Source organism: Streptomyces sioyaensis (genome assembly GCF_004122735.1).
In the GTDB taxonomy this organism is placed as follows: domain Bacteria; phylum Actinomycetota; class Actinomycetes; order Streptomycetales; family Streptomycetaceae; genus Streptomyces; species Streptomyces sioyaensis.
Genome location: NZ_SDIF01000168.1, coordinates 1 through 10,514 on the forward strand (window position 1 = coordinate 1; position 10,514 = coordinate 10,514).

The following is a 10,514-nucleotide window of genomic DNA, read 5'->3' on the forward strand; positions in this document are numbered from 1 at the left end:
GGCCGGGAGGGCCCGTGCGCGGAATGGGGCGCGCGTCGCCGTCGGGGGTGTGGCCGTGCTCTGGGCGGTGGCGATCGTCGGGTTCGCGGTCGGCCGGCCGGACGCCGTCGAGCACCCCCGCGACTTCAGCACCGAGTACACCGACTCTCCTGGCGTCATGCTGTTCCTGGTGCTGTACCTGGCCATTTTCGGCTTCGCCTCGGGGGCCCTGGGGACGCTGTGCCCGCGCTACGCCGCCCGGCTCGGCGGCACGTACCTGGCGCGCGGTCTGCGGGTGCTGGCCGCGGGCTGCTGGCTGGGCCTCGCCTACTGCGCGTGCAAGGTCATCGGGTTCGCGCTGTCCTGGGCGGGCCACCCGGCGCTGTGGCTCTCCAACGGCGTGGCCCCGCTCAGCGCCTCGGTCGCGGCGCTCATGGTCCTCGCCGGGTTCGCGCTGCCGGCGGCCGGCCCGCGGGTCGCCGCCTGGCGCCGGCTGCGCCGCCTCTCCCCGCTCTGGCGGACCGTCACCGCACAGACCCCGGAGGTGACGATGGAGACCTCGGCGTGGTCCGTGCGATGGCCGTTCGCCGATCTGGAGTGGCGGGCCAACCGGCAGATGGCCGAGATCCGGGACGTCCAGCGCGGTATCCGGCGCCATGTGGAGTCCGACGCCGTGGACATCGCCCGGGAGCGGGCCCGTGCGGTCGCCCTGGACGACCGGCAGCTGGCGGCCGTTGCGGAGGCCGCCGCGCTCCGCCGCGGTCTGGAGAACCGTGCGGTCGGTCATGTTCCCGACCACGGCGCGGACAGCGTGGTGGTCTCCAGCGGCAGCGAACCGGCCGAACTCACCGCGGAGTACGAGCACTTGGCCCTGGTGGCGGATGTCTACCACTCGCCGCTGATCGACACCGTGCTCACCGAGCTGCGCCAGCGCAGCGCGGTGGCGCGCAGCTGAGGAACACCCTTGAGACGGGGTGGCCCGGGACGGGGGTCCGGGCCGCCCGAACCACCGAGGCGGCACCGGTCCCCGAACCGGTGCCGCCCTCGCCGGTGTTGTCGCCCTCTCCGGTGTTGCCGGACGGCGGACTACGCAGGGGTGGGTCGCGGTCACGCCCTAGAGTCGGGCCCATGCAGAACACCGCCTCGACCGGCCCCGACGCCCCCCTGGACGTGACGCCGCTCCTCGATGATCCGTACGCCGCCTACGCCGCACTGCGCGAGGCCGGACCGGTGCACCGGATCACCGGCGCCGACGGAAGCCCCGCCTGGCTGGTCACCCGCTATGACGACGTCCGCAGCGCGCTCGCCGACCCCCGGCTCTCCCTGGACAGACGCCATGCCGGGCCTGGCGGTTACCGCGGTTTCGCGCTGCCGCCCGCGCTGGACGCCAATCTGCTGAACATGGATCCGCCGGACCACACCCGCGTCCGCCGCCTGGTGGTCAAGGCCTTCACCCCGGGCCGGGTCGAGACGCTGCGGGCGCCCGTACGGCGGGTCGCCGACGACCTGCTGGACGCGATGGCCGAGCGCGGCCGAGCGGACCTGATCGCCGACTACGCGGGGCCGTTGCCGATCACCGTGATCTGCGATCTGCTCGGGATCCCGCAGCGCGACCGGCGGGACTTCCTGGCCTGGTCGGACGCGCTGCTCACGCCCGACCCGAGCCGGCCGGAGGGGATGAAGCAGGCGATCGGGGCGATGCTGGAGTTCTACACCGGTCTGATCGCGGCCAAGCGCGCCGAGCCGGGCGACGATCTGCTCTCGGACCTGATCGCGGTCCGCGACGACGCGCCCGCCGCCGACGGGAGCGACCGGCTCACCGAGGACGAACTGACCTCGCTCGCCTTCCTCATTCTCTTCGCCGGGTACGAGAACACCGTCCACCTCATCGGCAATGCCGTGCTCGCCCTGCTCGACCACCCGGACATACTCCGTCAGTTGCAGCAGAATCCAGCCGAACTGCCGACGGCCGTGGAGGAGTTCCTCCGCTACGACGGCCCGGGTCCGCTGGCCATCCGCCGCTTCCCCACACAGGACCTGGAGATCGGCGGCGTACGGATCCCGGCCGGGGACAGCGTGCTGCTGTCGATCGCGTCCGCGAACCGCGACCCCGCGCGATTCCCCGCGCCGGACGCGCTGGACCGCGGCCGGGACCTCTCCGGGCACCTCGCGATGGGACACGGCATCCACTACTGCCTCGGCGCGCCACTCGCCCGGATGGAGGCGGTGACCGCGCTCGAAGCGCTCCTCGACCGCTTCCCGGAGCTGCGACTGGACGTCCCGCGTGGTGAATTGCGGCACCGCAGGACCCTCCGGTCGCGTGGCCTGATTTCGCTGCCCGTCGCCTGGGAAACGGCGAGCGAACAAGTTTTTGAGGCGTAACCGTTCGCTCATGCGGTAGAAAGGTGTCTGAGCCCGCCCGGTGTGCATCCCCCGTCGCACCGGGCGGGCCTTTCTTTGCACCCATTGCAGTTGCGATACACCGGGCGGGCGGCGGCACGATGGCCCGTCTGGCTCAACTGTGCTGCGGGTTGCCGTCCCACTCCATAGCGTGACGACATGGCACTTCACGCACGGATGTCCAAGATGGCAGCGGCGACGGCAGCGATCGCCCTCACCGGGGTCTCACTGACGTGCATACCGGCCGCGGCGGACGGGGCGACGGCCCGTCAGGCCGGCGCGGCCGATGCCGGGGTGCAGGCGGTCACCGCCCCCGGCATACCGCGGCTGCCCGGCGGGCTGTCCGCACTGTCCTGGATGGTGGCCGACGCGGACACCGGCAATGTGCTGGCCGCGAAGAGCGCGCACCGCAAGCTCGCCCCGGCCAGCACCCTCAAGACGCTGTTCGCGGTCACCGTCCTGCCGAAGTTCGCGGGCGGCACCGTGCGCCAGGTCAGTTCGGCGGACCTCGCGGGCGTCGGGGCCGGCAGCAGCGTCGTCGGCGTCCGGCAGGGCCGCAGCTACACCGTCGCCGACCTGTGGCGCGGGGTCTTCCTCCGCTCCGGCAACGACGCGGTGCACGTACTGGCGTCGATGAACGGCGGCTGGCAGACCACCGCGCGGGAGATGCAGCAGACCGCCCGCAGGCTCGGCGCGCGCGACACCACCGTCAAGTCCCCGGACGGTTATGACGCGCCCGGCCAGGTGTCCTCGGCGTACGACCTGACCATCTTCGCCCGCGCCGGGCTCGCCAACGCCGACTTCGCCCGCTACTGCTCCACCCCCAGCGCCCAGTTCCCCGGCGCCGGCGGCACCACCCGGATCGAGAACACCAACCGCATGCTGGTCGGCTCGCACGGGCTGTCCCGGTACCCCGGCATCATCGGCGTGAAGAACGGCTACACCTCCAAGGCCGGCAACACCCTGATCGCCGCCGCCCGCCGTAACGGCCGCACCTTGCTGGTCACCGTCATGAACCCGCAGTCGACGCAGGCCAACGGGGTCTACAAGGAGGCCGGTTCGCTGCTGGACTGGGGCTTCGACGCCGAGGGCAAGGCCCAGCCGGTGGGCACCCTGCACGCCGTGAGCGCCTCCTACGACGGTGGCGCCCGGCCCGGTCCGGTGGCAGCCGAGGCGACCGGGGCCGCGGCCCGGGGCGGTTCCCCCTGGCGCTCCGCCCTGGTCCTGGGGGCGGGCGGCGCCGGCGTCGCGGCGATCGGGCTGGGTGCCCTGCTCACTCGCTGGCGGCAGGGGCGCGGCCGGGGCGGAGCGGGTCGCGGCACGGCGTAGGCCGGCGGCCGGTGCGGTCTACGGCCGGCGCGCGGTGCCGGCGGTGCCATACGGCCGGCAGGAGGGCTCCGTGTGTCCCCGCGGAGCCCTCTCTCATCCCTCGGGGGTGGGGCGGTTTTCGGCCGTGTCACCGGTGGTCCGGAGCCGGGGCGCGGTCTCGGCCGCCGGTACGGCCCCGGAGTCGGCCAGACGTCCGGTCAGCTCCCGGGACCAGGCGATGAGCCCCGCGATGTCGATCCCGTAAGGGGCCGCGTCCGCATACGGGGCGAGGGCCGACGTCCCCCGGTCGAGCAGCGCCGTGCCGCCCACGGCATTGCCGCGTGCCGCATGGGTGAGTCCCACCGCTAGCTGGGCGAGTCCGCGCCACAGCTCGCGCTCCGCCTCCGGCGCCGCCTTCCAGGCGTCCTCCAGCACCTCATGGGCATGGAACGGCATGCCGTCGTCGAGCAGCCGCTGGGCCTCGGCCAGCGATTGCGCGGGTGTCCGCGCCACGCCCTCGGGCTGCCGCGCCACTCCGGGGGAGCCGTAGGGGAGCGGGCGGCCGAGTCCATCGCGGGGGCGAGCGCTGCGGGCCCGCCCCTCCTCGTCGCGGTCCCGGCGGAGCGCCGCGGCCCGCCGCTGGGGAGTGCCGCGGGCTCCGGCCCCGCCGTTCCGGGCCGGGTCGCCGCCGTTCCGGGCCGCGTCGCCCTCGTCCCCGCCCGCCCCGTCCGCCGCTGAGCCCTCTGCTGAGCCCTCCGCCACCGCGCCGTCCGTCGTGGCGGCGCCGCAGTGCTCGCAGACCTCACCGCCGGGCCGTTCGCGGATCCGGCCGCAGGCCGCACACACCTGGTCCAGCCAGCAGGCCGGATCGCCGCCCTCCGGGCCCGGCCGCGGGGGACCGGACGTCCGGGACGAGGGCGGGCCGGGTGCGTCGGGTGTCTTGTCCGCGTCGTTCACGCTTCGATTGTGCGGGGTCGGGCCGGCCGGTGTCAGTCCCGCTCCACCTCGTAGAAGCAGAAATGATCTTTGATCGGGGCGACCTGGTCGTGCGGCTCGGGGTAGGCCCACACGAGGTCCTCCGGGCCGCCGGGCAGCGACCAGTAGGAGGCCGTGCCCTTGAAGGGGCACACGGTGTGCGTGTCGGAGGGGACCAGCAGCTCGGTCCGTACGTCCTCGGGCGGGAAGTAGTAGCGCACCGGGTAGCCGGTCTCCGAGAGCAGGAGCGGGCGGTTGCTCTCGGCGATCAGCCGGCCGTCGATCTCCACGCGGACGTGCTCGCTGCCCTGGGTGATGTCGATGTGGTGGCCTTGAGTCGTGCGCGTGGTCGGGTGCATGGTCTGTCTCCTTGCCGGAACGGTGGCGGGGCCGTCTCCCAGGATGGCACCGGCCCCCCGGCCGGTGCGGTGGCGCTCCTGCGCGGCGTGCGGGGGCGGGACGCGGCCGAGGGCGGCCGGTGCCGTTCCGCGGGGCCGGGGCCCTGCGGGGGGAATCGCCTGGACACGCCGCAATCAGGGGGAATGTGGCAAAGTGACGTCATGGCTGACCGGGGAGCGAAGCTGCCCGCCATGTCGGTGCCGGACGACTGGCCCGCCCACCCGGACCTGACCCTGGCCCTCAACGGCATGGGTGGCTTCGACTGGGACCTCGACAGCGGGCTGATGCACATGGATGCGCCCGCCCTCGAGGTGTTCGACATGCTCCCGGCGGACTACGACGACCGTCCGGAGACCCTCAGGTGTCGCCTCCCCTCCCATGAAGCGGCCCGTCTGGACGCCCTGGTCGCCCGGGCGCTCAAGGACGGCAGCGACTCCTACGGCGCGTACTTCCGGGTCCGCATGCGCGACGGCGAGCTGCGCTGGACCCACAGCCAGGGCAGCATCCGGCGGGACGGCCGAGGCCGGCCCCGCCGCATCATCGGGGTGGTCCGCGACGCCAGCCAGGAGTACACCCACGCGGCGGAGCGGATCGCCGTCGATGAGGAACGCCGCCGGCACACCAGCGTCGTCGAGCGCACCACCGCCGCCCTGGCACACGCCAGAACGGTTGGTGAGGTGATCGCCGTACTCGCCGACGAGCAGGGGCTCAGCCGGCTCGGCGCGGAGAACGTGATCCTCGGCCTCGTCGAGGCGGGCCGTATCCGGCTGATCTCCGAGGGCAAGGCGGGCAGCTTCGTACCGGACCTCGAATACACGCGGGTGGGGGACGAATTCCCGATGAGCGAGGTGGTGCGCACGCTCACCCCGCGGTATGTGTCCAGCCGCGCGGAGTTCCGGCGCGGCTGGCCGCGGCTGTGGCCGGCCATCGAGCCGCTGAACGTCAACTCCGCCGCCTATCTGCCGCTGATCGCCCAAGGCCGCCCGATCGGTGTGATCGGCCTGTTCTTCGAGCGCGAGAGCGACTTCCGCGACCAGGAACGCAGCGTCCTGCTCGCGCTCGGCAGCAGCATCGCGCAGAGCCTGGCCCGCGCCATGCTCTACGACCAGGAACACGATCTCGCCGCGGGCCTCCAGCAAGCCATGCTGCCCCGCCGGATCCCCGGCGTCGCCCACGCACAGATCGCCGTCCGCTACCGCTCCGCGCGGATGGGCCGGGACATCGGCGGCGACTGGTACGACGTCATTCCGCTGCCCGACGGCCGGGTCGGCGCCGTCATCGGCGACGTCCAGGGCCATGACACCCAGGCCGCGGCGCTGATGGGCCAGCTGCGGATCGTGCTGCGCGCCTACGCGGCGGAAGGGCACGCCCCGGCCACCGTCATGGCCCGCGCCTCCGCCTTCCTCAACGAGCTCGACACCGACCGCTTCGCCACCTGTACCTATGTCGACGCGGACTTGAGCACCGGCGCGGCCCGGATCGTCCGGGCCGGCCATATCGACCCGCTGCTGCGGCATGCGGAGGGCATCTGCCGCAGACTGCCGGTGGCCGGCGGGCTGCCGCTCGGCATCGCCTCCGAATTCCGCCGGCTCGACTATCCGGTCACCACCGTCCAGCTCGCCCCGGGTGACACCCTGCTGCTGTGCACCGACGGCATCGTCGAGGCGCCCGGCACCGACCTCGACGAGGGGATGCGGCAGTTGGCCCGCGAGGTCCGCGACGGCCCCCAGGACGTCCAGCAACTCGCCGACCGGCTCTGCGAATCGGCGGGCGCCCGGACCGGCGAGGACGACATGGCGCTGCTTCTGCTGCGCCGCCTGGGCGCCCCGGAGCACGACACCGTCGGACGGTTCCGTCAGCACATCGCACCCGCCGACCCCGACGGGCTGTCGGCCGCGCGGCACATGATCCGGGCCGCGGTACGCGCCTGGGGTGCGGCCGAGCGGGCCGAGGAGATCGAGCTGGTCGCCGATGAGCTGATCACCAACGCGCTGCTGCACACCGACGGCGAGGCCGTGGTCAACATCCGTATGCCGCACAGCGTCGGGCGGCTGCTGCGGCTGGAGGTCGAGGACCACTCCAGCAGCCTGCCGCGGCGCCGGGAACCGGGTGAGGCCGGTGTCTCCGGCCGCGGTCTGCTCCTCGTGGACCGCCTGGCCGATGTCTGGGGTGTGGAACCGCGCGGCAGCGGAAAGTGCGTATGGTGCGAGTTCAACTGCTCCTGACCGGCCCGGCATCGGGCCGCGCCGGCCACGGGCAGTCAGCACAGCGGGCGCCGAGGGGTCGGCAATGTCGAGTGAGGACGGTTCTATGGGATCGCGGGCTGCGGAACAGCGCGAGGAAGCCCGCCGGCTGGCGGCGCAACTGACCTCGGAAGGCGTCCTGAACGTGGCGCTGACCTGGGTGGACAATGCGGGCATCACCCGCGTCAAGGCCGTTCCGGTGCAGCGGTTCGCGGCGGCCGCGGAGCGCGGCGTCGGGATGTCGCCCGTCTTCGACGTCTTCACCTCCGACGACGACATCACCGAATCCGAGCACGTCGGCGGGCCCGATGGGGACCTGCGGCTCTTCCCCGACCTGGACCGCGTCGTCGTCCTCGCGGCCCAGCCCGGCTGGGCCTGGGCGCCGGTGGACCGCTACGACCAGCTCGGCCGGCCGCACCCCGCCTGCCAGCGGCAGTTCGCCCGGCGGATGGTGGAGCGGGCCGCCGCGGCCGGTCTGCAACTGCGGATGGGCTTCGAAACGGAATGGGTGGTCACCCGCGCCCCGGCGGGGCACGGCCCGGCCGCCGACGGCGCGGACGAGGCGCTCGACTACCCCTGCGCGGGCCCCGCCTACGGCATGACGCGCGTCGTCGAACTCTCCGACTACCTCCGGGACATCACCGAGGCGCTCGGCGTCCAGGGCCTGGATGTCCTCCAGCTCCACCCCGAGTACGCCCCGGGCCAGTTCGAGGTCAGCACCGCCCCCGCCGATCCGGTCCGCGCCGCCGACGACGTGGTGCTGGTCCGTGAGACCGTCCGCGCCGTTTCCGCCCGGCACGGGCTGCGTGCCTCCTTCGCCCCGTCGTTCGTCGCCGGCCAGGTCGGCAACGGCTGCCACCTCCACCTCGGCCTCTACCGCGACGGGGCGAGCCTGCACCGGACCCCCGGCGCCGAATGGGGCCTGGCGCCGGACGCGGTGGCCTTCCTCGGCGGCCTCGTCTCCGCCCTGCCCGCCCTGCTCGCCATCGGCTGCCCCTCACCCGCCAGCTATCTGCGGCTGCAGCCCTCCAGCTGGGCCGGCGTCTACCAGTGCTGGGGCGTGGAGAACCGGGAGGCGGCGCTGCGGCTGATCACCGGCGCCCCCGATGACCCGGACGGCGGCCACGCCGAGGTCAAGACGTTCGACGCCGCCGCCAATCCGTATCTCGCCGTCGGCACGGTCATCGCCGCCGGACTGCACGGCATCGAATCGGCGGCGCAGCTGCCCGCCCCGCAGACCGGCGACCCGGGCGTACTCGGCGTCCGCGAGCGGGCCCGGCGCGGCATCGTACGGCTGCCCGCCACCCTCACCGAGGCCGCCGACCGGCTGGAGAAGTCGGCCCCGCTGCACGAGGCGATGGGGGAGGTGCTGCACGGCGCGGTGCTGGCGGTGCGGCGCGCGGAGGAGGCCCACTTCGCCGAGAGCGAGGCCGAGGAGATCGCCGCCGCCACCCGCTGGCGCTGGTGAGGGCCGCGGACGTCGCGGGAGTGGGCCCCGGCGCGGACGACGGTCTGCCGCCGCCGGCTGCTGCGCCACCGGCATCGGCAGCTCCCTCGTGGACGGTCGGCCGACGACGCCGTGCGGGGCGGCGCGATGATCGCCGCGGACAACGCCCGCCGGGTGTACGGACTTCCGGACGGCTGAGCGGGTCGGCGGGCCACGGCCGGCGGGCCACGACCGGCGGGCCACGACCGGCGGAGCACGGGCGTACCGGGTGGCTGAGCCGGGGCTGCGAGCCACGGGCGTAGCGGGCAGCTGAGCGAGCCTGCGGGCCACTGCTGTACCGGGCGGCCGTGGAGTGGTGCGTAAGGGGCGGGTGCGCGGAGCGCCTCTTCCCGGCCTGTCGTCCGGTCCGCCCCGGGGGCGTGCTTTACTGCGCCGCGTGGCCCCTACAACAACCTCCGAAAAGGGTGAAATACCCCTGCGCTCCCGGATATTCGCCGATCTGACCCCGCTGCGCGCCTCCCCGGACTACCGACGTCTGTGGTGCGGCAACACCATCTCCTGGATGGGCCAGCAGATGACCGCGCTCGCGGTCTCCCTCCAGGTCTACGCCCTCACCCACTCCACCTTCTCGGTCGGTCTGGTGGGCCTGTGCGCACTGGTCCCGCTGGTGGTCTTCGGGCTGTACGGCGGCGCCATCGCCGATACCGTCGACCGCCGCATCCTGGGCCTCTACAGCGCCGCGGGCGCCACCGCGATGTCGCTCGTCCTGGCCGTCGCCGCACTGGCCGGTTTCCACCGGGTCTGGCTGCTGTACGGGGTCGTCGCCGTCCAGGCCGTCTGCTTCGCGATGAACTCCCCGGCCCGCTCGTCGATGATCCCGCGGCTGCTGCCCGCCGAGCAGCTGCCGGCCGCCAACGCCCTCAACTCCCTGACCAGCAACCTCGGTCTGATGTGCGGGCCGATGCTGGGCGGCGTCATCGTCGGCCTGTGGGGGTACCAGACCGCGTACCTGATCGATGTGGTGGCCTTCAGCGGCTCGCTGTACGCGATGTGGCGGCTGCCGTCCATGCGGCCCGACCAGGAGGAGGGGCCGCGGCGCCGGGCCTCCGTACTGGACGGGCTGCGGTTTCTCGCCACCCGGCCGAATCTGCGGATGACGTTCTTCACCGATCTGGCGGCGATGGTGCTCGCCCAGCCGCGGGCGCTGTTCCCGGCGGTCGCGGTGCTGTGGTTCGCCGGGGACGCCAAGACCGTCGGTCTGCTGGTCGCCGCGCCCGCGGTGGGCGCCGTACTGGGCGGGCTGTTCTCCGGCTGGCTCGGGGGGATCCGCCGGCACGGTCTGGCCATCCTGCTCGCGGTGGCCTCCTGGGGCGCGGCCGTGGCCTGCTTCGGACTCTCCCGTCAGCTGTGGCTCGGCCTGTTCTTCCTGGCGGTGGCCGGCTGCGCGGACACCGTCTCGATGGTGTTCCGCAGCACCATGCTCCAGGCGGCGACACCGGACGCCATGCGCGGCCGCCTCCAGGGCGTCTTCATCGTCGTGGTCGCGGGCGGGCCGCGGCTGGGCGACTTCCTCGCCGGGTCGGTGGCCGATCTGACCTCACCGGCGACCGCGGTGATCGGCGGCGGGGTGGCCTGTGTCCTGGTGGTCACCGTCCTGGGCCTCGCCCGCCGGGGATTCGCCCGCTACGACGCCCGGGAGCCGCGGGCGTGAGGGGTGTGAAGGTTCGGGGGCTGTTCCCCCCCACCCCCGAACCTTCACACCC

Annotated in this window: 8 protein-coding genes; 6 read left to right on the forward strand and 2 right to left on the reverse strand. The window is 73.6% G+C overall.

Going from position 1 to position 10,514, the window contains the following annotated elements:
* The 3 genes from EST54_RS31265 to EST54_RS31275 form a co-directional block, all read left to right on the forward strand.
* The coding region (locus EST54_RS31265) for an MAB_1171c family putative transporter (protein ID WP_129251073.1) at positions 1-934 on the forward strand (934 nt) is incomplete at its 5' end.
* A gap of 173 nt (positions 935-1,107) precedes the next feature.
* Positions 1,108-2,361 (forward strand): cytochrome P450 family protein, encoded by a 1,254-nt coding sequence (locus EST54_RS31270; protein ID WP_129251074.1) that lies wholly within the window; start codon positions 1,108-1,110, stop codon positions 2,359-2,361.
* Positions 2,362-2,538: 177 nt separating this feature from the next.
* Complete coding sequence (locus EST54_RS31275) at positions 2,539-3,708, forward strand: D-alanyl-D-alanine carboxypeptidase family protein (RefSeq protein ID WP_239012649.1); 1,170 nt, start codon at positions 2,539-2,541, stop codon at positions 3,706-3,708.
* A gap of 93 nt (positions 3,709-3,801) precedes the next feature.
* Here EST54_RS31275 and EST54_RS35745 read toward each other — a convergent pair whose 3' ends face one another.
* Both EST54_RS35745 and EST54_RS31285 read right to left on the reverse strand, forming a co-directional pair.
* Positions 3,802-4,449, reverse strand: coding sequence for a DUF309 domain-containing protein (locus EST54_RS35745; protein ID WP_372448209.1), 648 nt, complete (start codon positions 4,447-4,449; stop codon positions 3,802-3,804).
* A 227-nt stretch (positions 4,450-4,676) separates the two neighbouring features.
* Entirely contained in the window at positions 4,677-5,021 is a 345-nt protein-coding gene (locus EST54_RS31285) for a DUF427 domain-containing protein (protein WP_129251076.1), read from the reverse strand.
* Between the two features lie 201 nt (positions 5,022-5,222).
* Between EST54_RS31285 and EST54_RS31290 the strand changes: the two genes are divergently transcribed.
* The 3 genes from EST54_RS31290 (at position 5,223) to EST54_RS31300 (ending at position 10,462) form a co-directional block, all read left to right on the forward strand.
* Positions 5,223-7,286: a SpoIIE family protein phosphatase gene (locus EST54_RS31290; RefSeq protein ID WP_129251077.1), complete on the forward strand. Its 2,064-nt coding sequence runs from the start codon at positions 5,223-5,225 to the stop codon at positions 7,284-7,286.
* Between the two features lie 85 nt (positions 7,287-7,371).
* A complete protein-coding gene (locus EST54_RS31295; RefSeq protein ID WP_129251078.1) occupies positions 7,372-8,772 on the forward strand; it encodes a glutamine synthetase family protein in 1,401 nt (466 codons plus the stop codon).
* 415 nt (positions 8,773-9,187) lie between these two features.
* Positions 9,188-10,462: an MFS transporter gene (locus tag EST54_RS31300; protein WP_129251079.1), complete on the forward strand. Its 1,275-nt coding sequence runs from the start codon at positions 9,188-9,190 to the stop codon at positions 10,460-10,462.
* Positions 10,463-10,514 lie beyond the last annotated feature (52 nt).

What these genes read in the sequence shown, in the direction of transcription:
- EST54_RS31270 (WP_129251074.1), top strand. Translation starts at nt 1,108, where the DNA reads ATGCAGAACACCGCCTCGACCGGCCCCGACGCCCCCCTGGACGTGACG.
- EST54_RS31275 (WP_239012649.1), top strand. Translation starts at nt 2,539, where the DNA reads ATGGCACTTCACGCACGGATGTCCAAGATGGCAGCGGCGACGGCAGCG.
- EST54_RS31285 (WP_129251076.1), bottom strand. Translation starts at nt 5,021, where the DNA reads ATGCACCCGACCACGCGCACGACTCAAGGCCACCACATCGACATCACC.
- EST54_RS31290 (WP_129251077.1), top strand. Translation starts at nt 5,223, where the DNA reads ATGGCTGACCGGGGAGCGAAGCTGCCCGCCATGTCGGTGCCGGACGAC.
- EST54_RS31295 (WP_129251078.1), top strand. Translation starts at nt 7,372, where the DNA reads ATGGGATCGCGGGCTGCGGAACAGCGCGAGGAAGCCCGCCGGCTGGCG.